Raw genomic sequence first — 22,531 nt, forward strand, 5'->3', positions numbered from 1 at the left:
ACTATGGCATTAGCGCGTTAAGACGTTCGCTGTTGTAAACAGCCATTATCTTGCTGGCATATTCAGGGTCAGTAGCGTAACCCGCGTCTTGGAGCGCACTTGTGTAACGTGCAGCATTTGAAGCATTTTCCACAGCATGGCTATAGCGAGGCTGTGAGGTAATAAAGCGTCCGTAGTCTTCCATTGCCTCTTCTACCGATGAATAGGATCTGAATGCAGCTTTTTGTTTCTGGGGTAGTCCATTGTTGAATTCCAGTGTATCGACTACGGCCTGCTCTCCTTGCCATCCTTTGTTCGCTTTGATACCAAACAGATTGTGTGAACTACTTCCGTCAGCTTTGTGGATAACGAATTTTCCCCAGCCTGTTTCTACCGCAGCCTGAGAAATGATCGCTTTCGGATCCATGCCGTATTTTGCCGCTACTTTTTCAGCAATAGGCATAAGGCTCTCAACAAAGTCTTCGGGACTTTTGAACATGACATCTTTTTGCGCCGACTGGCTTTTGATCGAATTAGAGGAAAGTGCTAAATCTAGTGCCTCAGCAACCTTGTACTCACGGTTTCTATTTAGCGATGAAATATCGCCGTCACTTCTTATGACGCTCGCTGGCGTATAGCTATCTTCGGTTTGACCCAGCTGTTTCACAATGACATCAGCTAACCCCAGGCCACCGCCTGATGTCAAATCTGTAGCCAGCTGCTGGTCGTGCATGTCACGGTAAAACTTCACTTGTTGAGAATTGAACGGACTATTTTCATCGGCAAGGGCATCTTGCGCTTTACGCATAGACTTCAACATCATTTGCACAAATATTGCCTCAAACTGCTGAGCAGCTTCTTGCAATACCGTCTCATCGCCTGACGCAATGGCTTCGCGCATTTTGTTAATGCTGCCCATATCATGGACATTGCGAGCCATATCAAGCTGATTTTTTGTGCTAAGTGCTTCCATCGTATTTGTTCCGCTCTAACCCGTTTTATTCCTACCAGATGCTATTAAAGACTGTTCGCTTTAGATAATTACAAGCTCACCGCGTAAAGCGCCCGCTTGACGTAGCGCTTCTAAAATGGCCATTAAATCACCCGGTGCCGCGCCTACTTCATTTACCGCGCGTACAAGTTGGTCTAGCGTAACGCCAGGCTCGAACTTAAACATCCTGCTATCAGCCAAGTCCACATCAACAATAGACTGGGTGGTAATGGCAGTTTGGCCATCTGCAAATGCATTAGGTTGGGCAACCTGCTGGTTTTCAGAAATCGTTACGGTTAGGCCACCGTGTGTAATTGCAGCAGGTAATAAACGAACGTCGCTGCCAATCACAATAGTGCCTGTACGGCTGTTTATTACTACGCGCGCCGGTGCATCGGCAGGCGTAAATTCAAAATTCTCCAAGGTAGCCAAGAAACCAACCCGCTGGCCCACGTCCCTCGGTGCAGTTACTCTTACAGATGCGGCGTCGATAGGCTTTGCAATGATGTAGCCATTTTCAGGCTGTGCACCCAAGCGTTCATTAATGGTGTCTGCAAGTGCTTTGGCCGTTGAAAAGTCTGGGTAATGAAGATTAAGGGTTAGCGTATCGCCATTGGCAAAACCGCTAGGAACCGACTGTTCAACCATAGCGCCATTTGGAATTCTACCAACAGTAGGTGTATTGACTACGATGCGAGACCCGTCGCCACCTTGAGCGCCAAAACCACTCACTACTAGGCTACCTTGTGCTACCGCATATACTTTGCCATCGACCCCACGAAGAAACGTTTGAAGTAGTGTTCCGCCTTGAAGGCTTGATGCTTCGCCTACAGACGAAACCGTAATATCAATCGTCTGACCCGGTTTTGCAAAAGCAGGTAATTCAGCATGTACAGCCACCGCTGCAACATTTTTGATTTTGGGCTTAGTGTTGGCATCCAAACTGATGCCGAAATTACTCAGCATAGTTCTAAAACTCTGCTCTGTGAATGGGCTTTGCTCTCCTGTGCCAGGTAAACCCACTACAAGACCATACCCTACTAATTGGTTACTACGAACGCCCTGTATGCTGGCTAAATCTTTAATACGCTGCGCCGCTACTTGTGAAGATAAAAGCAGTGCAAATACGACGGCTAATACGACTGAAAATAAACGCATGTCCACTCTCCTACCAAAAGCCTAAAGAGGCCACCAAGTTGAATCAAAGAACTTAGTTAACCAGCCCTTTTCCTGTGCTCTTGCAAAAGTCCCCGTGCCTGAATATTGAATGCGAGCATTGGCTACCTTTGTAGACACTATTTCATTCTCAGGACTGATATCTGCAGGGCGTATAATGCCAGTTAGACGGATGTATTCATCGCCATGGTTCAGCGTTAGCCACTTCTCACCGCGAATAACCAAATTATTGTTCGGTAATACGTCTACAACGGTTACCGAAATAGCACCGTCTAAACTGTTACTTTGGTTAGCTTCAGCATCACCGGTGAAATCGCGTGACGAGCCAATGCCTAACTGAATAGATTGACCGCCAATATTTACAGCCTGACCGCCAAGACCCGTTATAGTGTCTAGGTTTACATTGGTATCTTTGGCTGTAGAAGTGTCTGCAGATTTACTCGCAGACGTACTTTCGTTAAGGGTTACTGTGATAATATCGCCAACTCTTCTCGCGGTAACATCAGAATACAAACTGTTTGCCATATGTGAACGGAACAATGACCCATCTTCAACCACAGTCTCACGCGGGTAATCTGGCACTACTGGCGCAAACGAGGGATCATTCGCCTGAACAGGCGGTTCGCTTGTACTGGCGCAACCACCAAGAATCAGTAATGCAGCAGATAAACCTAAAATACGCATGACGCTACCTATTAAAGTTGCTGAATAACTTGACCAAGCATTTGGTCAACTGACGAAATAACCTTCGAGTTCATTTCGTACAAGCGCTGGCTTTCGATTAGGTTCACCAACTCTTCGGTCACGTTTACGTTAGACGTTTCTAACGTGCCTTGAGAGATGTAGCCTAGTCCTTGAAGACCGGGAACACCTTGAATTGGCGCTCCGCTAGATGCAGTTTCCACGAACAGGTTTTGTCCGATTGGCTGAAGGCCCGTTGGATTAACGAAGTCAGAGATATTCATTTGCCCCAATACCTGGGGTTCCGCTTGTCCGCGAATGCTCACGCTTATTTCACCATCTTGAGAAATAGTGATTTGCTGTGCATCTTCTGGAACAGCCACTTCAGGCTGCAGTAAGAAGCCAGCGCCAGAGGTAACAATTTGGCCTTGGTCATTAAGTGAAAACTGACCGTTTCTTGAGTAAGCAATAGTGCCGTCGGGCTGTAATATTTCAAAATAGCCACGGCCTTGAATTGACATATCCAACGCGTTTTCAGTGGTGAGCAAGTTACCCTGCGTATGTGCTTTTTGCGTAGCGACCACTTTTGAACCTGAACCAAGCATTAATCCAGAAGGCAACTCTGTATCAGCAGAGGAACGACCGCCCGGCTGATTGATATTCTGATAAAGCAAATCTTCAAATACTGCGCGGTCTTTTTTAAAGCCTACGGTTGATGCGTTTGCTAGGTTGTTAGATACCACTGCCACATCGGTCTGTGCGGCGTCTAATCCGGTTTTACTAATCCACAGTGCTGGATGCATGTTAACCTCCGACGTTGCTCATGGGGCAACGATAATAAAAATTCGTTTACAGTATGCGTAGCAACGAATTGCCACTTTGATCTAGCTTTTCAGCTTGCTTCATCATTTTGACTTGTAGTTCGTAATGGCGCTGAAGACTTATCATGTCGACCATTTCTTCAACAGCATTAACGTTTGAGCCTTCAAGCATGCCAGACATCACTTTGACGTTTGCATTAGCAGGCGCAATAGAACCATCTTCCATTCTAAATAAGCCGTCGGTGCCTCGCTCCATATCAGCGTAGTTTGGAGAAACTAACTTAAGCCGGCCTACTTCCTCAATAACATTGGCAGGGGCGCCTAACTGCCTCATGGACAAAGTGCCGTCGGCGGCAATGTTTAGGTTATCAAGTGGTACAGGTAAAAAAATTGGCCCGTTGTCACCTAGCACCACACGGTCGTGAATGTCTGTCAAAATTCCGTCGTCGCCCAGTTTGAAGTTGCCATCACGGGAATAAGCTTCTTGCCCATTTTTATCTTGTACCGCAAACCAACCATCCCCCTGAATGGCTACGTCTAAATCTCTGTCCGTTTTAATCATAGGGCCCGATTCATAGTTATTTGACGGGCTTTCAGTCATAGAGAACACGCGGGTTGGCAAACCTTCGCCGTAAGCCGGCATCGATCTCGCTTGCTCTAATTGAGCTCTAAATCCGGTGGTCTGTGCGTTAGCTAAGTTATTGGCCCTAATCCCCGTTCCTAATAGGTCCTGGGATGCGCCACTCGCTGAAATGTAGAGAAGTTTGTCCATGACTGACTTTTGACTCTGATTAAACCTTAAACAAGATTTTGCAAAGGCGATGCCAATCTGTGGATTTTTACGTCAGTTAGAAAATATGAAAGGTATTAAGTTGATATTTAAAGGAAAATAAAAGAGCCGCTGTTGGGCGGCTCTTGTAAATATCGGTAATAATGGAAGGCTTACACGCCAACGTATTGCCGCTTTTATATTCTAATAAACGGCCCTTTACCTTAACTATCGAATGTTCAGAATAGTCTGGTTCAGTGAGTTGTTCACTTCAAGTGCTCTAGAGTTAGCCTGGAAGTTACGCTGAGCTATGATCATGTCGATTAGCTCAGTGGTCAGGTTAACGTTGGCTTGTTCAAGGGCCGATGAATTAATCTCACCGAAAGTACCGGTTGTTGCTTCACCTGCTAGAGCCTCACCCGAAAGAATACTCTCTTTCCACTGCGTGCTGCTTTCTTGCGTTAGGCCCTGCTCATTAGAGAAACGAACGAGTGCAACGCGAACAATAGGTTCAGATGTACCGTTAGAGAAGGTAGCACGAACTAAGCCATCGGGGCCGATATCGATACCTGTTAGTCGGCCTACTGGCAGACCATCTTGTTCTAGTGAGGTTACTTCAAAGGCTGATGCAAACTGAGTCGGTTCATTAGGTGTGGCGCTATTTACATCAAGATTAAAGTCTATGCTTATCTGCTGCGTAGGATCCGAACCATTTGCAAGAATACCCGCACCCAATGCTTCAGTTTGCATTTTAAAATCTAGCGTTGGTAAGCCATCTGGCGTTTCCATACCAGAAAAATCACCACCTTGAGAGAAAATAAGTTTAGATGCGGTTACTGCGTTACCTGTATTACCGCCTACCGAGTTAACTGCTGTAGTAGGGTCGGTATCAGCACCTGTTGAATCAGTCATATCCACAAGGGTATCGTCGATTGCAGTGGCAACATACCATTCGTTATCTACACCTGCGGCATTATCCTTGATAAAGTAGTAAGTCATTACATGACTATCACCTAAAGAGTCATATACAGTGACTGACGTTGCCGCGTTGTAAGTTAACGGATCTTCTGGGTCAAAATCTTGCGGATCTAGCGCAGCATCTCCGGCCGGTAAATTCATACGAAGATCAACTTCTGAAGTTTGCGCAGGTGAACCTGATGAATCGGGAATACGCACTGGCTCAGTGGTACTTAGAGCAACCGATGCGCTTGTACCATCAGAGTTAACTGGGAAGCCCAGAAGGTTGTCTCCATTACTGTTAACCACAAAGTTGTCACTATCCAACTTAAACTGCCCGGCACGAGTAAACGAGAAATCCCGTGACGTAATTTCAGGTACCGTAGCAAAGAAACCGTTACCCGTAATCGCCAAGTCAAGCGATGTATTGGTAAACTGAAGGCTACCTTGAGAAAATTGCTGTGCAACTTCTTGGGTAAGAACACCGTCACCCACTTTCGTTTTACCACCTGAAAGTAGTGATGCCGCATAAACGTCACCAAATTCAGCACGTGATTCTTTAAAGCCAACAGTATTTACGTTTGCGATGTTGTTGGCGGTTACATCCAAATCTTTTTGTGCGGCAGAAACGCCACTCAGTGCAATATTAAAAGACATTATTGATTCTCCTACTAACTGCCGATTTGAATGACGTCATCAAGATTGATACTGACATCACCATCCAAATTCAAAATTACGCCTTGACCACTGCCGGCCAAGCTTACACTTCCAACATGACGATTCACGGCGGTATTCAGCTGCACACCTTCACCGTTTAGCTCGCCAGTAGCGCTGATAACATATTCACCTGGTGCCATCTGGTTACCATGCTGATCTTTGCCATCCCACTCAAACTCAATGTTGCCTGCACTTTGCGTACCTGCATCAATGGTTTTAATAACTTCGCCAAACTGGTTCTCAATGCTAATTGTCATATTTTGAACCGTTTTTTCGTTAACAATAACGCCCGAGATCCCTTCTCCTTCGTTCGCCATGTAACCGACATTACCTTGAACTAACACGTTCTGACCGATGAGACTTGAAGCCTGCAGCGCTTGATTCGATGTCATTGAAGCCGCAAACGATTCGAATTTTTCGTTAAGTTGGGAGATGCCGTCTGCCATGGTAAATGACGTCATCTGCGCCACCATCTGATCGTTATCAACCGGTGCCGTAGGATCCTGATTAGCAAGCTGTTCAGTCAACATTGAAAAGAAATCTTCCTGGGTTAACTGCTGCTCGGTACCATCGGCAACTTTGACAGTTTCTTCCTGCCAGTACAGGTCAGTATTTAAGCCGGTATTGTTTATGGTATTCACTGATTAATCCTCACATTATTCAAGCGGCAAATTACTGCCCTTGACCTAACTGCAGTACGCGGCGAAAGATTCGCTTGGTGGTATCCGCTACCTGTACGTTAGTTTCATACGCTTTTGACGCTGACATCATATTTGCCATTTCCTCTACAATGTTGACGTTAGGTTTGTAGATATAACCTTCTTCATCTGCCATTGGGTTATTGGGCGCATATTCCACCTGAAGCGGAGCATCACTTTCGACTATGCCCTTAACTTGAACACCTGCGCCCTTTGATTGATCCCGCATGGCATCTTGTAGCGCCGTTGCAAAAACAGGGTGACGAGCTCGATAGGTTTCGTCATAGCTGCTGCTTACCGAGTTTGCATTAGCAATATTGCTCGCCGTGGTGTTAAGACGGACATTTTCCGCCTCCATACCCGTACTCGAAATTTGCATTACGTTAAATAAACTCATGACTATTGACCTCCTGAGCTAAGTGCTTTTTTCATGCCTTTGATTTTTCCATTCAAAAATTCAAGGCTTGCTTGGTAGCGCAATCCATTGTCTAAAAACCGGTTTCTTTCCGCTTGAACTTCAACCGTGTTACCGTCGCCGGTGTCGGGTTGAGTAGGAACGCGGTACTGCATGTCAAAATTTGCCGCAACGGACGAAGGGTTGCCGCCTAAGTGGCGCTCATTTGTCCTTACCAATCCGGAAGAAGCATGTTGTGAGCTACCACCAGAGGCTTCTCTCATTGCTGACTGCATGGCTTTGTTAAAATCAATATCTCTGGCTTTGTAACCAGGCGTATTTGCGTTAGCTAAATTCCCTGAAATAACCTCCATACGCTCTGTGCGTATTTTGAGTGCTGACTCGTGAAAGCCCACCAGCTTATCTAGGTTAATAGCCATAACATGACCTCTGACATACTTTGAAAACGTTTCGTATTGACAGATATACGGGGATTGAAGCGTTAAACTTTTGCCGTTTTACTGTCGTTTGTTGAAATAGTTAGCAAGGCAAATGCCACAATGAGATTTTGACGGGGTGTATAGAGGTTAGTAACTCGGCTTGAGTTATAAAAAACTTTATTTATCAAGCCGGTAAGTTAGATCATTTTTTTTGATAGTAAAGGCCAGGATGACACTTCACCATACTGTAGATATCGCTTGCAGCACTTATAGACTCTGACGCGCCAAGAAATAGCACGCCGTTTGGCTGCAGTTGTCCGGCAATTTGTTGCAGGATCTTTTGTTTCACTTCCGCTGAAAAATAGATCAATACGTTGCGGCAGAAAACGATATCAAAGCGGCCGAGCGCGGCATAACTTGTCAGCAAGTTCAAACTTCTAAAGTTTACCATTCGGCGAACTTCAGGCTTCACCTGCATAAGCCCTTTTTCATTTTGTTGGAAAAAAGCTTGCCTTCGCTGTGGCGATAAACCTCTGGCAAGAGACAATTCGTCATAAATGCCAGATTCACACTTTTGCAGCATCTCTGATGACAAGTCAGTTGCCACAATTTCAACGCCCGCTCTTAAGGCACCAGGACGTTGACGTTGATACTCAAGCACGGACATTGCAATGGAGTAAGGTTCTTGCCCTGACGAACAAGCCGCACTCCAAATACGGATCTTCTGATTTTTAGTTGATAAAGATGGTAATAAATCCTTCAAAAGAAGATCAAACGGGTAATTATCGCGAAACCATAATGTTTCGTTGGTTGTCATCGCGTCGATAACACTCTGTAACAAGGACCTATCAAAACCGCGCACAACGACATCAATCAGTTCGTCTGCAGATTCGTATTTATGCTTAAAAAGTAACGAAGCCAAACGGCTGCGGACGAGATACTGTTTATTCTCGCCCAAAACTATGCCACATTGCTTTTCAAGAAACTCTCTAAACTTAAGATAGCTCGCAGGCGAAACGTCTTTATTAGCCAATCCTTTTCTGCTCCGTTATTCGCACTCGGTCATCAGCCACTTCTGCACAGCAGTCGCCAATTCGTCGGGGTGAAACTTTGCAATAAAATCGTCTGCACCCACCTTTTGTACCATTGCCTGGTTAAAAACCCCACTTAATGACGTGTGCAGAACGACATGAAGTTTTTGAAGTTCAGGAATATTCTTAATTTCTGCAGTAAGTGTATAGCCGTCCATTTCGGGCATCTCGATATCAGAAACTAATACACCAACGCGATTTGTTACGTCGCCATACTCTTCAGCAATTTCTTTGAGACGATTAAGTGCTTCAAGTCCATTTTTAGCGAGCTCGATTTCAAGGCCTAATGACGTAAGCGCCTTTTTCACCTGATTCCTCGCTACCGCCGAGTCATCCGCTATAAAGATAATTTTGTTTTCTTGACCTTCTGTTGTTAGCCCTTCAGCAACGTCAGCGCTAACTTCAGCGTTTAGCGGAGAGATCTCATTAAGAATTTTTTCTACATCTAGTATTTCAATGAGTTCGTTTTCTACCTCTGTAACCGCCGTCAGATAACTGGCGCGCCCCGTGCCTTGGGGCGGCGGCATAATGGCATCCCAATTAGTATTGATAATGCGTTCAACAGCGCCAACCAAAAAGCCTTGAACAGAACGGTTGTATTCAGCAATAACGATAAATGCATTAGAAAGGTCTTCAATTTTACGACCCCGTGTAGCCATACTCAGGTCAATAACTGAAATTGTTTGCCCACGAATGTGTGCAACACCGCGAACCAGTGGATTTAATCTTGGCATTGCCGTAAGTGGAGGACACTGCAACACCTCTCGCACCTTAAACACATTAATTCCAAACCGCTGACGGCCGTTCAGTCTAAACAGCAACAACTCTAAGCGGTTCTGCCCAACAAGCTGCGTTCGCTGGTTTACCGAATCTAAAATACCCGACATAGGTCACCTCTAAGTAATACTGGGCATGATCATTGCCTCTTATGATAAGAATAGACAATATCACTAAATTTTTGCAGGTCAAACGACAGAAAAATGACACTTAAGGTTTATTTAAGCTGTACCAGCATTTCAACACTGCCGATTAAACCTTGTCGCGTTGAAGCGTATGCTTTTACACCTTGAACTAAGCATTGCCGATAAACCCGCTGTTTATAAACATAGATTTCACTAAGCATAGTCAATTAATCGCAAACTGAACACGAAATGTCATGATGAAAAAGATAAACGAAAAAATGCGTACCAGATTCTCCCGCTCGTTCGCCAGCTTGGTAGTCGGTTTGCTAATCGGTTTACAAAGTGGATATTGCTATGCAGCAGCGTCCAATCACGAACGAGTAGAAGCCGGTGCTAAGCAGTACTTGATAAACCAACTTACTGATAATGCGCAGGATACTAACATCGATGTGGATGTTGTGAAGATAGACGATCGGATAAATATCCCAGACTGCCCAACTGGTTTCCAATATAATGCTTCTCAGGAAGCGTTGAGCCAATCTTATATATCGGTTCGAGTAAGCTGTAAAAATAATGAGTGGTATTTGTTTACCAGCGGCCAAGTTACGCGAACAAAGGAAATTGTGGTGACTCAGGGCGCTATAAGTCCTGGAACTGTATTAACTTCATCGAATTTAACGAAGGCAAAAGTTGACGTGAGACGTTTACGCTACACCGCGTTCACCGATTTAGAATCATTAATTGGTGCTAGAATGAAACGCCGCATTACCGATGGCCAAGCGATACAGTCGAATATGCTATGCTTTGTATGTAAAGGCGATAGAATAACAATTACTGCGGAGGTAGCGGGAATGGAAGTAAAGACCGCTGGGATAGCGCAACAAGATGGTGTAGTCGGCGACAATATAAAAGTCATAAATGCCAGTAGCCAGAAGGCCATTATTGCCAGAGTCGCAAGCCCTGAGGAAGTCGTGATACACTTGTAAAAGTGAGTGTTAAATATCTACTATTTTGTTCTCAATTTAGCTAAAGATATTTGCCAAAAGGCCGATATATATTCTAGAGGCAAAAAGTAGTGAGGACTGATTATGGCAATTAACAATATAAACAATGGGTTACCTAAAACCCCCGTTGATAACGGTAAAGTTGCGCAGCAGAACCAGACGCAACAATCTCAACAGCAGGCTTCAGCGCAAGCGGCGCAAACAGCACAAGCGCCAAGACAAGATTCTGTTTCGCTAACGCAATCTGCTCAGCAGTTGAATCAAGTCCAGAAGAAAGGGACTGAAGCTCCTGTGAATCAGGAAAAAGTTGATCGCCTTAAGAAAGCGATCCAAAGTGGTGAGTACAAGGTTAATCCTGAAGTGCTTGCAAATAAAATCGCTAAACTAGAATCCCAAATATTTGAGGCTAAATAGTTTGGTGTTAAATAATCAGCGAGAATTTATCAAACACGTTCAATGAGACAAGTATAGTGACAGAACAAGCGAGTCAGTTAACACAAGCATTATCACGGCAAGTGGAGCAAATGACTTCACTTGCGTCACTGCTTGAAAAAGAACTGCAGCTTATTAGCTCGCGTGACGCTGAATCTTTGATGAATTTGTTAGACGAAAAAACAGCCCTTCTAACCTCTATTCAAGCGCTAGACGCGAGTATTGAAGATGCTATCAAAAGTGAAAATGCAATGTCGGAAGACGACGAAGCATTAATGGCTGACGCTAAGAAGCTCCTTGAAGATTGCAAATATCGAACACAGATTAATCAAAAAGCCGTAGAGCAAGGACAGCTACGCCTCACACACTTGCGGAATTTGATGATGGAAGTTCGAGCAAAAGAATCGCTTACTTATGACAAAAAAGGTAAACCGAAGGGTGGAACCTTAGGCTCTGGAGTGAGTGCTTAGGCTTTTAAATAGCTTTGTATGGCCGCAGAGCATTGACCACATCGGCTGCTAAATTCACCACATCGGCAGTCAAGTTCACTTTATTATCACGTTTTTTCTAGCATTCCACTGCAAAGTAATTAGCGCGAATTGCCTTTAACTTACTACCTAGTAATACTTTACATCTTTCACTCGGCGCGGCTTAGCAGTCGACAAATAAATATCGTAGACTTGCTGCATATCTAAAGAAAGCTCCGTTACGTAGGTATCCTCACCCACGGGATAAGTCTTAACCACCTCGGCGCCTCTTATTACTCCCTCAACAGACGCGCGTAACGTTTCACTGTCAACAACAAGGCGTGATACAGACTGACTACCTTCTATTTTCTGACCGTATACCTGCTCGGTTAACTCGCGGTATGCATCTAATTTTGACGCTTTCATCGCCATTATTAGCTTCATACTGTCAGACTCGCCCTTTTGCGATGAAATTGGCGCATAGCCAACCGCCTTTAAAACAGGATAAGTTTCAGGCTCTACGGTTTCCCATTCGACGTGTTTATCAATAATGCCACAACTACTCAAAGAAATTGCTAGGCCAAACATGGAAGACCGCAAAAGTAATTTCGAATTTTTTAGTCCATTCAACCACATAATTTAAAACCTCTGTGTGCATCAATAACGAGTTAATGACATCTAAATGTTTACCTTTATAAGCTAATAACAAGGCGGAAAAGCGTTATGAAGAACATCAAATTCGATAACGATACATTCCATAACGCTACTTTGCAGTCATATACCTTGGTCCGAAGAAGGTAAGCAATATATGCGCCCGTTTTCTTACCAAGATAACTAGGCCCTTTAATTGGCACTTTTTTCGCATAGTTCTCACATAGATTACGATATTACTTAATCGCAATAACTAAACAACCACAGAGGTGTCACGTGCGACAAGCAAGCAGAGCAACGCTAATGGCATGTTTAAGCAGAGCAATGGCCGCAGTTTGCCTTCTTGGCCTGTTGGCGGGGCAATCCCATGCCGTTTGGTATGAAGCCACAGGGCAAGCCGTGGTAATGGACGGTAACAAAGAAGCAGCAAAACGTGCAGCAACACAAGATGCGCTTAAACAAGCTATGTTGTTTGCTGGGGCATCAGTGCAAAGTGTAGCCAAACTAACCAATGGACTTCTGAGAAACGAAGAGATGACGATTCGTTCGACGGGCGAAGTCGAACAATTAGAACTTGTGAGCGAAGTTTATAACGGCGATGTAGTCACGGTTAGTGTGCGTGCAGACATATTCCCCAAAGGGGAAATATGCTCAGCGCAGCAGGACGAAAAGCACTTTGCAACTACACATTTTAGGATAAGAAACAGATCACAACTGACCCAAGGAAATATTCCGCACTTTGATAAGGCGTTTACACAGCGTTTAGCTAAGGCAATGCGAGAACAGACAGATAATCTGAGCCTTACTTACGTTGCTCCCCATACTGCAAAGTTTGATAGCCGCTATACCGACCAAAACGTACGAACGCTATCAGATCAAAGTAACACACAATTCGTCATTATTGGAGTTATTGATGATTTAAGTGTTACGCAAAAAGAGGCATCCGTGTTTACCCCATGGCGAAGCAGCACTTCACATCGCGCATTTGCAATGTCTGTACAAGTTTATGACGGAATAAACGGCGGTCTGTTGTTCAGTTCCTCTTACGATACTAATGAGGAGTGGACGTTTGATAGGTTTGAAAACGTCGATGAATTTTCGTCAACCTTTTGGCAATCACGCTACGGTCAAGCAATAGATGCGTCAATCAGTCAATTAATAGAAGATATTAAAGAGGCGACAGCCTGCCAACCTGTTACGGGGCGCGTGATCAGTATTGCGAACAATAAAATTTCGGTATCACTTGGGCGAGATAATGGCATATCTGTAAAAGATGAACTATATCTTTATCAGGCCAAAGAAGTGGTCGACAATCGCGGTAGAAGATATCTTCAATATACGCTCTACCCCGGTACGTTTGTTGTTGATAGTGCTTATGGCAATTCATCTGTAGTAGTCAACGCTACGTCGGGAATTACTGCTAACATTCAGGAAAATGATTTTGTAGTTAAGAAGTAAATTAGCTTTCACTTTATCAAATGTAAGTCACTGGCGTTGTGGGAAACAGGGTTGGATTATCAACATACCCGTGTTATACCTATAACTACGTATAGTATCTAATACTTAAACTTCAGATAGAGACAAGTACTCTCTCTTATACTTTAGTATGACCTACATAATAAAAATATGACCCTTTCTCTGTTTGCGTCACACTGCTTAGCATTAGTAGCCTTGCTACTGGCTGGACAACAACTGAGGGATCACTACGTTATCGAGTTTCCAAAGCTCGAACAGGAAGTTAAAAATAATTTTGGAGCTGACAAAGCATTACATGTTAGCGCGCTTGAAACTAAACTTAACGACCTTGAAAACAAGGCCATTAAAGAGCAGCTTATCGGTGTAAACGCTTTTTTTGACGAGCATATCCAATACGCTACTGACGATATCGTATTCAAACAAAAAGACTATTGGGCCACGCCTTCTGAGCTTTTTGGTCATTCTCGCGGAGATTGTGAGGATTATGCCATTGCAAAATACGTAGCTCTGCTACACTTAGGTATCGATAGTTCTAAACTTCGCCTCATTTATGTAAAAGCGAAGATTGGTAGAAGCCGAGTAACGCAAGCACATATGGTTTTGGGATACTATGATTCCCCTTCATCGGATCCTTTGGTGCTAGATAGCTTAGTGTCTAATGTGTTGCCAGGTTCTCAACGGACGGACTTAATTCCTGTATTCAGTTTTAATGATTCGGGTATTTGGCAGCCGGGTAAAACTGCACAAGTTTCTTCGTCTACCAGCAGACTATCAAGGTGGCGTGATGTTATTGAGCGCATGAAACAAGAGGGGATTAGCAGAAGGTCTTAGGAGTTTATGTCAATAACAAGAGAATTATGGCTTGCCATAGCAGTTGTTGTCCTTGTTGCAATTGCAGGTAGCGTCACAATTCATGGAATAACTACCAAGCAATACGTAGAAGAGCAGCTTTATTCAAAAAACCTAGACAACGCTAGTATGCTTGCCCTTACCCTAAGTGGGCTTGACAAAGACCCTGTTTCACTAGATCTTTTCATAATGTCACAATTTGACATTGGTCACTACGCTTCCATTGTGCTTCAAAAATCTAACGGTGAAATTGTCTCTGCACACACCCACGAAGTGCAATTAGATGAAGATACGCCAAAGTGGTTTTCAGATAATTTTTCTCCCATAGTCAAACCAGGTATCGCCCAAGTAAGCGAAGGTTGGGGTCAGTACGGCACGGTTTATGTCGAGACGGATACTAGCTTTGCGGTGGCATCAATGTGGCGCGCTACACAGCGACTTATTTTTGGTTTATCTCTTGTGGGCATATTTTCGGGCCTGTTAGGCGGCTGGGCGCTACGCTTCATTATTCGCCCACTAGACGGTGTCGTGCGCCAGGCTGAATCATTCCAACAAATGCAATTTATCCAGCTAAAGGAGCCTCGCACCTTAGAGCTTAAGCGTGTAGTGCGCGCCATGAACTTTCTTGCTTCTAACTCTAGAAAGATCATGGATGAAGAAAATACACGGCTAGATCTCATGCGCTACAAAACGCAGTTTGACGACGAGTCTGGCGTTGCTAACAGAGATTACTTTATTTCAATTTTAAAAGGGCAGCTGGCATTTAGAGACACTGAAGGGGTGAACTGCCTTTTCTTCGTCAGATTTACCGAAGGCGAAGGCTTTTTACGCTCACCTGCAAATATCAGAAAAAGGCGCATTCGCGATTTTGTTGAGGAGATTAATGACTGCCTTTCATTACATCATCATCAGTTTACTGACAGCCGTATTGCAAGAATGCAAAGAAATGAATTCGCTATTTTACTCACGGAAACCCATGATGCTGTTGCTATTTCAGAAGCGGTCCATGGCGCGTGTTTAAGTGCGTTTAGTGATGTAGGTGACCCCAAGGTATTTCAATCCGTTGTTAAACTTCGCCCAGACGATAGTTTCTCTGCCCTGTTGATGCGGGCAGATGCGATGATTGATGAAGCAGAACTGTTAGATATGGATGAGCCGTTTATCGAATCAACGCTCAAAGAATTTATTAGCTTGGTAGAGCAAAAACGCTGGGAAAAAGAACTACAAAATACTATTGACGAATGTGGTGTAGAAACCTTTAACTTCCCGGTTTTAGATATTGACCGAAATTTGGTTCACTATCAGAGTTGGGCGGGCGTCACTATAGATGGCGAGCTAAGGAAAAGTGGTTATTATACCCATTGGGCTCGATATTTAGGGCTCTTACCCCAGCTAGAACTAACCACAGTTACCAGCTTAATCAACTACATAAACCGCACTAATACAAACTCGAAGTTTGCTTTTTTATGTTCTGAGCAATTTATGCTCAACCCAGAAATTCTAGCTCAACTTTATTATCAAATTGGGACCAACGAAAAAGCGGCAAAACAATTATGTCTTGAAGTACGAGAGTCAACAGCTACGCGCTTCCCTGATGAGTTTAGAGACTTTTGTTCAACGCTTAAAGCCAAGGAATGCGAAGTGGGTTTAAAGCGAGTTGGAGAGTCCTTCTCGCAGTTGTTGAATGTTCAGGAAATGGGTTTGGATTATGTAAAAATCGACTCTGCGTTTATGGCAGATATCGATTACAATCCTGCCAATCACGCCTTTATACGTGGCTTCTGCTCCCTTGCCCATACTTTTGGTATAAAAGTTTATGCAGACGGAGTTAAGCGCTCCGATCATCAGGAACTATTCATTGAATTAGGGATAGACGGTGTGGTTTCACATATTGAAGTTATAGAGCATCTTTTAGATGACTAAATTCGCCTATACGAAGCAATAAGCTTATCCGGTCTTTCGCTTCAAACTTGTGAAGGAGCGTACCAACATATTCTTTAACGGTACGCTCTGTAATACCGTGCTCTCTAGCTATCTCCTTGTTGCTTAACCCTTCCAAAATACCATTTAACACATCTTTTTCTCGGTTGGTTAGCTCACGCAGCACAGGTAAATTACGCTTCGTCTGCAAGTTCGCAGCGACATTTGAAGTAGTCACTGTCAATAATTCATTGGGCAACCACATGCCTCCAGCTTCTATAACACGTGCTACAGAAGACAGTAGAGATTGTGTCCCTAGCGCATGGCAATATGCTCTAGCACCTAACATTAGTGCTGTTTGCATCTCTAGGCGGTCATATTTGTAGGTGAGCAAAACGAGGTTATCGGCTTTTTGTTTTGCCTCAAGCAGTAACTGACGCCAGCTTTTATCGCTCGCCATAATCCATACACAGTCACTACTATCGCACTTTAATTCATTGACACTACTATAACTAGACCAAGAGTATTGAGTAAGTGCCCCTTGTAAGTCTTTTTCTGCGATAAAATGTCTCATTAGCGCTCCCTCAGCGCAGAGGCTGTCACATTAAATAAGGGCGATAAAATGTAATTAAGAACGGTTTTCTTACCCGTTAAAATATCTACTTGCACAATCATGCCTGGCAGAATGTCCAAGGATTCATCTGCGATGCTTCGCTTTGTTTCAAGCCTGACAAGGTAATAGGTTTCATCTTTTTCATTGGTAATAGCATCTGCACTAATGTGCTGAACTTCAGCCGACATACCGCCATAAATAGTAAAATCGTATGCACTAAATTTCAGGATTGCCGGCTGCCCTTCCCTAATAAAAGCAATATCTTTCGGTGAAACTTTGGCCTCAACAATAAGCTGATCATCTTGAGGAACAAGCTCGACAACGGCACTACCTGGTGTAATAACGCCGCCAACTGTGTTGATGAGTAGTCGTTGAACCGTTCCATTAATAGGGGAGCGCAAGTCAGCTTGCGATACTACATCTTCTAAACTCGTTTGAGACTGCTGTAGCATAGCCATTTCACCAGTCGCATCGGTCAATTCTTGATTCCATCGATTGATTAGCTTTAGGCGGGCCTCTTCCTTCTTAATAATTTCTTCTTCAATAGCGTTAAGGCCTCGCTCTATTGCCACTTTAGATTTGCTGATGTTGCCTTCAAGCTCTACTATTTGACGTTCTAATCTAAGAATTTCTATTTCCGACACTGCTCCTGATGCTAACAATGGCTTAGTCACCGCAAGCTCTTTTTTAGAAAGTGTCAGCACATTTTGATATTGAGAGAGATTAGCTCGCTCTTCTTCAACATCTTGTCGGCGTTGCAAAATACGGGAATCAGAACCCGCCGCGACTTCATCAAGCTCAGCTAAATTCGAGTTATAGAGTTTTCGCTCATTATCAACGATAGTAGGCGCCTCTTCCTTAAGTTCTCGATTAAACCGCAATACCTCGCCCTGGGTAAGCGCAGACAAGCGCTGTACCTTCGCGGCAAGTGCTGCAAACTGAGTGGTATTTTCTTCTAAACTGGACAGAAAGCGCGTGGGATCGACTTTTAATAGCACTTGCCCTGCTTCAACGGTTTGTCCTTCACGCACTAAAATCTCCTGCACTATCCCGCCATCGTAGGACTGGAGCACCTGCAGCTGTTGTGACGGAATAACCTTCCCATCACCTTTAGCAACTTCGTCAATCTCTGCGAAATAAGACCACACCACCAACAAAAACAGCACTATTATTACAACATAGAGTAGGCCTCGGGCTTTTACCGGCGTTTGCATAATGCGCGACCATTCCGCTTCTAACACCCAATCTTGACCTGGAGGCGGCGCAAGCCAGCCTCGCATAAGCCTCTGTAGCCAATCTTTTTTTTCACCATCACTTTTCAAAATCATGGCGCCCTCTTCAATACTTGACTGGGTTGTCTAAACTGCACCAATACCTCTTCCTTTTTACCATCTGCAATAACTTTTCCGTTTTCTACAACAATTACCCGTTCTACTAAATCGAGCAATGTGGTTCTGTGCGTATTGATAATGAGAGTTTTACCTGCTGTTGCCGCTTTAATCGTTTCCTTCATTTGCGCTTCATTGGTTGAATCCATGGCTGAAGTTGGTTCATCCATAATGTAGATTGCAGGGTCTCGCACTATGGCTCTTGCCATCGCCACCGCCTGGCGCTGGCCTCCTGATAGTAAGCAGCCGCGTTCACCCACATTTTGCTCTATGCCACTCGCACTTCCATTGACTAACTTTGCCAAACCGCACTGACTTATGATCTCCCAAAACTCAGCGTCATCAAGATGCGTATCCTCTGGCAAGATATTGTCTTTTAGTGAGCCATGAAAAAGACTCACATCTTGCGGGACATAGCCTATTTGTTTACGCAATAACGTTGGGTCATACTGCTGAAGGTCTATCCCATCCAACAAAAGTTGCCCCGATTCAGGGCGATAAAAAGCCATGATGAGCTTGTTCAAGGTTGATTTTCCGCATCCGTTTTTACCCAAGATAGCGACGTGTTCTCCATGTTTGATAGAGAAGTTAATGTCCTTCAACGCGAGAACGGTTTCATCTGGATACTTAAAACAGAGCTGGCTAGCATCAATATTCCCTTTTAGCACGACATTATTTTTTATTTGCTTGTTGCTACCTGTTTCACTTGGCAGAGACATTATGTCATCAAGGGCATTTTTTGCGGTTTCAGCATGATGGAACTGCGCAAGCAATGCTGCCGCCTGAGAAACAGGCCCCATAGCTCGGCTTGATAGTAAATAAGCAGCAATTAACCCACCTTGGGTAATTACCCCCTCAATAATAAGGTAAACGCCAGTGAGAATGATAACTACGCCCACCGATTGCTGGATCCAAAGCGCTGCGTTATTTACCGACATAGATACTAGGCGGAGTTTGGCGTTCACTTTGGCTAGAAAAATGGTCTGCTTTTCCCATGCGCTTTGGTTTCTGCTTTGGTAACCAAACGCTTTAACGTCTTCTAGTGACGTAACGCTTTCAGTCACAAGCGAGCTTTTGCGAGAGCTGATTTCCATCGACTCTTCAGAAAGAGAACGCATTACCCGCTGCGCCTTCATCGCATAAAGGAAAAGAGCAGTGGCGCCAATTAGAATTGGAATGATCAGATAAATATCAATCATGGCGATAATGACGACAAACAGTAGCCCGAAGGGTAAATCGACCAGCGCCACTAAAGTGACAGAACCAAAGAACTGCCTAATACTTTCAAAAGACTGTAAGCTATTTATGAAAGAGCCACTTTTAGCGGGCTTGCTAGCTAAGTTTATAGACAGCACTTTTTCCATTATTTTCGCCGATAGCGTGACGTCTAATCGACTCGCCGCCAACTCTACAAAGTACTGTCTAAGCATGCGCAATAAAAAATCTGCCGCTAGCACAAGTAAAACGCCAATAGCAAGCGCCCACATAGTTTCTAAAGCAGCATTTGGCACTACCCTGTCGTATACATTCATCACGAACAGGGGTAATGCGATAGAAAGCAAACTGATAAAAACGGACGCCAAAAGAACATCGCGATACAAACCTTTTGCTGTTCTAATGGAGGACCACAACCAATGGCCTACTGATGACTTGTCTATTTGAGCATTGGTTTCTTGTGCATTCATCTCGGGGCGAGCGAAAATGACATACCCTGTATAACTGTCACTTAGCTCATCTCTTGGTACTTCGAGCACAGCGTCATCGAGCTCCGGATATGAGACTCTGGCATGGGTTTTATCAAGCCCATGTAATACGCAGGCTTGCTTATCTCTAAGCACTAAAACAGCGGGCAATATCGCAGTATTGATATGGTCTAAATCCCGTTTTACAGTTCTACTGGCCAGCCCCGCTCGTTTCGCTGCGCGTTCAAACCCCGTAGGAGACAACTCTCCGTGGTCCAAGGGCAGTCCGCTAAGCAGGCTAACTCGAGATACATCCAAATGGTGGGCATGGCAGATTGTTATTAAACAATCCATCAATACGCCACCTTGTTTCTCAAGATATGATATGTCGCTGTCGACCTTTTTTTCCTTCATACAGGTCTACCACATCACTATTGCGTTGAAGGAAGCTGGATGATAGCCGCCTCAATTCTACGATTACGGGCATTAGCCGCTTCTGACTCTTCATCGACAAGCGGACGAGTTTCCCCATAACCGACGGCGGTGATTCTTCTAGCCTCTATGTTTGCTTTTGTCATAAGCATTGATGCGACAGTTTTCGCTCTGCGTTCAGACAAACGCTGATTGTAGGCGGCGTCTCCATCTAAAGATGCATGACCGTGAATGATCACTCCAGAATTAGCGTCACTATTAAGCGCATCAATAACCTCTTGAAGGGAGTTCTCATACTCAGGTAAAACCTCGGTAGAATTAGAGGCAAACTCAATGTTTACGTTAAACGACTCTATTATATTTGCGTTGTCCAAGGTGAAGTCTGCAGCACTTGGTTCTGGCGCTAATTCAGGCTCCTCTTTCGCTTCACAACCAAAGTCATCGACCATAGCGCCTGGTGTTGAATCTACACAGTCATCCCATAAATCAACAATACCGTCACCATCAGAATCGCGCTTTAGAATATTCAATTCATCTTCAAAGTCAGTGCGAACTACAGGGCATACGTAATTAGGGTCGTAGGTGATTTTTTCTTCCGCTTTGTCTAATACATCAGGCACGCCATCTTTTGTTATTCCTAACGTTTGCGCTAAGCTTCCAGATGCTGCAAGCAGTCTTACTCGTGCTTTTTCTAGCGTATACTGCGCTTCCAAGTAAGCACGACTAGATTCATAGTACTCATTTTCTGAATCGAGCAAATCCAATAAAGAGCGTTCACCTATGGTGAATTGGTCCATGTATGCAGATTTCACTCTGTCTGAAGATAGTCTATGTGCATTCAGCGCAGGAAGTTGCTCTGTAATATTGATGATGTCGTTATAAGCAATCTGTACCGTTTGTCTCATATCGATACAGGCTTTATCTCTTAAGTCTTTTGCTAAGTCTACCTGCGACAGAGCCTGCCTTATAGCCGCGCTATCCGACCCACCATTATACAAGTTATAGGAAAAATTAACGCCAACACTTGCCTCGGTGATGGTGTTATTTAATGCAGCTTGATCTCGTGTTTGCGCACCGTAACTTGCGGTCAAATTGACCTGAGGGTGATATAGACTCTTTGCACTATCTACTGCATAACGCTGCGCATCAATATTATAAATAGCAGCATTAAACTGTGGATTAGTGCCGTAGGCGCTGGTAAGTAAAGATTGAATATCCGTGACGTTTGCATCAACAAAAGCAGAGTTTATCGATACTGACTGTAAGTTTTGAGCGGGTTTCTCCCCTACCAACCGTAAAAAGCGAGCGGTAACATCGTGCAAATTAGATAGCTCAGTAAGCACGTTAGACTCGGCAAGAGAAAGGCGACCACTGATTTGCTCTAAGTCAGCTCTACGACCTACCCCAGCTTCCACGCTTTCTTCAATTTGTTTGAACACATCAACGTGAGTTATCAGGTTTTCTTCAGCAAGCTTTAAGAGCTCTCGAAACAACTGAACATCCATATAAGCAAGGGCGGTATCTAACGACTTTTGCTCAATTTCGCCCATTAGTTCAAAAAAACGTACAACTTGCGCTTGCTTAAACCGCTTTACCTCACTGCTTGTTAAAAAGCCGTCGTATAACATTTGGGTGAGGGTGATTTGAGCTGTGTGCCCCATATATTCACGGTCCAAACCATAGTTTCTATCGGTATACGCGCTCGAGGCTAATACATCGACCTGCGGTCGAAAACCGCCACGCGCAATATCAACGTCTGACATTGCTACCTGGAGTTGACGCCAGCTGGCTTGTACTTCCGGATTTTCGTTTACGACCTTGCGAACATAATCTTCCAAACTCACCGGCGAGTTGTTTACACCGTTGCTTTGTGCAATAGCAGCATGAGTAAGCACAGCGCCAGTTACTCCAATAACAACTTTGGTAAGCACTGAATTAATCAACTTCATATATGCGTCTCACTATATAAAAACTAGGCGACATTTGTGTCGTTTCCTACAT

22 protein-coding genes are annotated in these 22,531 nt (G+C 44.2%); 6 read left to right on the forward strand and 16 right to left on the reverse strand.

Annotation, left to right across the window (positions count from 1 at the left end; genetic code table 11):
• Position 1: 1 nt before the first annotated feature.
• From flgJ to D1814_RS02980, 11 genes are all read right to left on the reverse strand, one after another.
• On the reverse strand, positions 2-952 hold the full coding sequence (gene flgJ, locus D1814_RS02930) for a flagellar assembly peptidoglycan hydrolase FlgJ (protein WP_118490024.1): 951 nt from the start codon (positions 950-952) through the stop codon (positions 2-4).
• A gap of 60 nt (positions 953-1,012) precedes the next feature.
• A complete protein-coding gene (locus D1814_RS02935; protein WP_118490025.1) occupies positions 1,013-2,128 on the reverse strand; it encodes a flagellar basal body P-ring protein FlgI in 1,116 nt (371 codons plus the stop codon).
• Positions 2,129-2,149: 21 nt separating this feature from the next.
• Entirely contained in the window at positions 2,150-2,830 is a 681-nt protein-coding gene (flgH, locus tag D1814_RS02940; protein WP_118490026.1) for a flagellar basal body L-ring protein FlgH, read from the reverse strand.
• Between the two features lie 11 nt (positions 2,831-2,841).
• The gene (gene flgG / locus D1814_RS02945; protein WP_014997599.1) at positions 2,842-3,630 is read right to left on the reverse strand and encodes a flagellar basal-body rod protein FlgG; all 789 of its coding nucleotides are present in this window, start codon (positions 3,628-3,630) and stop codon (positions 2,842-2,844) included.
• Positions 3,631-3,676: 46 nt separating this feature from the next.
• Positions 3,677-4,420: a flagellar basal body rod protein FlgF gene (locus D1814_RS02950; protein WP_118490027.1), complete on the reverse strand. Its 744-nt coding sequence runs from the start codon at positions 4,418-4,420 to the stop codon at positions 3,677-3,679.
• Positions 4,421-4,645: 225 nt separating this feature from the next.
• Positions 4,646-6,031 (reverse strand): flagellar hook protein FlgE, encoded by a 1,386-nt coding sequence (flgE, locus tag D1814_RS02955; RefSeq protein WP_118490028.1) that lies wholly within the window; start codon positions 6,029-6,031, stop codon positions 4,646-4,648.
• A 14-nt stretch (positions 6,032-6,045) separates the two neighbouring features.
• Positions 6,046-6,732, reverse strand: coding sequence for a flagellar hook assembly protein FlgD (gene flgD, locus D1814_RS02960; RefSeq protein ID WP_118490029.1), 687 nt, complete (start codon positions 6,730-6,732; stop codon positions 6,046-6,048).
• A gap of 31 nt (positions 6,733-6,763) precedes the next feature.
• Positions 6,764-7,186: a flagellar basal body rod protein FlgC gene (flgC, locus tag D1814_RS02965; protein WP_118490030.1), complete on the reverse strand. Its 423-nt coding sequence runs from the start codon at positions 7,184-7,186 to the stop codon at positions 6,764-6,766.
• Positions 7,187-7,188: 2 nt separating this feature from the next.
• The gene (gene flgB, locus D1814_RS02970; protein WP_118490031.1) at positions 7,189-7,623 is read right to left on the reverse strand and encodes a flagellar basal body rod protein FlgB; all 435 of its coding nucleotides are present in this window, start codon (positions 7,621-7,623) and stop codon (positions 7,189-7,191) included.
• A 202-nt stretch (positions 7,624-7,825) separates the two neighbouring features.
• Positions 7,826-8,656 carry a CheR family methyltransferase gene (locus D1814_RS02975; RefSeq protein ID WP_118490032.1) on the reverse strand — a complete coding sequence of 277 codons (831 nt, stop codon included), beginning with the start codon at positions 8,654-8,656 and terminating at the stop codon, positions 7,826-7,828.
• A 15-nt stretch (positions 8,657-8,671) separates the two neighbouring features.
• Complete coding sequence (locus D1814_RS02980) at positions 8,672-9,601, reverse strand: chemotaxis protein CheV (RefSeq protein WP_118490033.1); 930 nt, start codon at positions 9,599-9,601, stop codon at positions 8,672-8,674.
• 272 nt (positions 9,602-9,873) lie between these two features.
• Here D1814_RS02980 and flgA point away from each other — a divergent pair, with 272 nt between their 5' ends.
• The 3 genes from flgA to flgN all read left to right on the forward strand — a co-directional run bounded on the left by flgA (position 9,874) and on the right by flgN (position 11,522).
• Complete coding sequence (gene flgA / locus D1814_RS02985; protein WP_118495289.1) at positions 9,874-10,602, forward strand: flagellar basal body P-ring formation chaperone FlgA; 729 nt, start codon at positions 9,874-9,876, stop codon at positions 10,600-10,602.
• 102 nt (positions 10,603-10,704) lie between these two features.
• Positions 10,705-11,034: a flagellar biosynthesis anti-sigma factor FlgM gene (gene flgM, locus D1814_RS02990; RefSeq protein WP_118490034.1), complete on the forward strand. Its 330-nt coding sequence runs from the start codon at positions 10,705-10,707 to the stop codon at positions 11,032-11,034.
• Between the two features lie 56 nt (positions 11,035-11,090).
• Complete coding sequence (gene flgN / locus D1814_RS02995) at positions 11,091-11,522, forward strand: flagellar export chaperone FlgN (RefSeq protein ID WP_118490035.1); 432 nt, start codon at positions 11,091-11,093, stop codon at positions 11,520-11,522.
• A 147-nt stretch (positions 11,523-11,669) separates the two neighbouring features.
• On the opposite strand, the gene D1814_RS03000 is transcribed toward flgN, so the two are convergent.
• Positions 11,670-12,107 (reverse strand): LPP20 family lipoprotein, encoded by a 438-nt coding sequence (locus tag D1814_RS03000; RefSeq protein ID WP_232368964.1) that lies wholly within the window; start codon positions 12,105-12,107, stop codon positions 11,670-11,672.
• 339 nt (positions 12,108-12,446) lie between these two features.
• Here D1814_RS03000 and D1814_RS03005 point away from each other — a divergent pair, with 339 nt between their 5' ends.
• The 3 genes from D1814_RS03005 to D1814_RS03015 all read left to right on the forward strand — a co-directional run bounded on the left by D1814_RS03005 (position 12,447) and on the right by D1814_RS03015 (position 16,418).
• Entirely contained in the window at positions 12,447-13,628 is a 1,182-nt protein-coding gene (locus D1814_RS03005; protein WP_118490037.1) for a flagellar assembly protein T N-terminal domain-containing protein, read from the forward strand.
• 168 nt (positions 13,629-13,796) lie between these two features.
• Complete coding sequence (locus D1814_RS03010; RefSeq protein WP_118490038.1) at positions 13,797-14,477, forward strand: transglutaminase-like cysteine peptidase; 681 nt, start codon at positions 13,797-13,799, stop codon at positions 14,475-14,477.
• A gap of 6 nt (positions 14,478-14,483) precedes the next feature.
• On the forward strand, positions 14,484-16,418 hold the full coding sequence (locus tag D1814_RS03015) for a bifunctional diguanylate cyclase/phosphodiesterase (RefSeq protein ID WP_118490039.1): 1,935 nt from the start codon (positions 14,484-14,486) through the stop codon (positions 16,416-16,418).
• Here D1814_RS03015 and D1814_RS03020 read toward each other — a convergent pair.
• The 4 genes from D1814_RS03020 to D1814_RS03035 form a co-directional block, all read right to left on the reverse strand.
• Positions 16,393-16,989, reverse strand: coding sequence for a helix-turn-helix transcriptional regulator (locus D1814_RS03020; protein ID WP_118490040.1), 597 nt, complete (start codon positions 16,987-16,989; stop codon positions 16,393-16,395). The two genes, D1814_RS03015 and D1814_RS03020, sit on opposite strands and share 26 nt — an antisense overlap.
• Entirely contained in the window at positions 16,989-18,356 is a 1,368-nt protein-coding gene (locus tag D1814_RS03025; protein ID WP_118490041.1) for an HlyD family type I secretion periplasmic adaptor subunit, read from the reverse strand. Before D1814_RS03025 ends, D1814_RS03020 begins: the two co-directional genes overlap by 1 nt.
• Positions 18,353-20,452 carry a type I secretion system permease/ATPase gene (locus D1814_RS03030; RefSeq protein WP_118490042.1) on the reverse strand — a complete coding sequence of 700 codons (2,100 nt, stop codon included), beginning with the start codon at positions 20,450-20,452 and terminating at the stop codon, positions 18,353-18,355. Before D1814_RS03030 ends, D1814_RS03025 begins: the two co-directional genes overlap by 4 nt.
• Before the next feature lie 77 nt (positions 20,453-20,529).
• The gene (locus D1814_RS03035) at positions 20,530-22,479 is read right to left on the reverse strand and encodes a TolC family outer membrane protein (RefSeq protein WP_118490043.1); all 1,950 of its coding nucleotides are present in this window, start codon (positions 22,477-22,479) and stop codon (positions 20,530-20,532) included.
• Between the last annotated feature and the right edge of the window lie 52 nt (positions 22,480-22,531).

The organism is Alteromonas sp. BL110 (genome assembly GCF_003443615.1).
Lineage (GTDB): Bacteria > Pseudomonadota > Gammaproteobacteria > Enterobacterales > Alteromonadaceae > Alteromonas.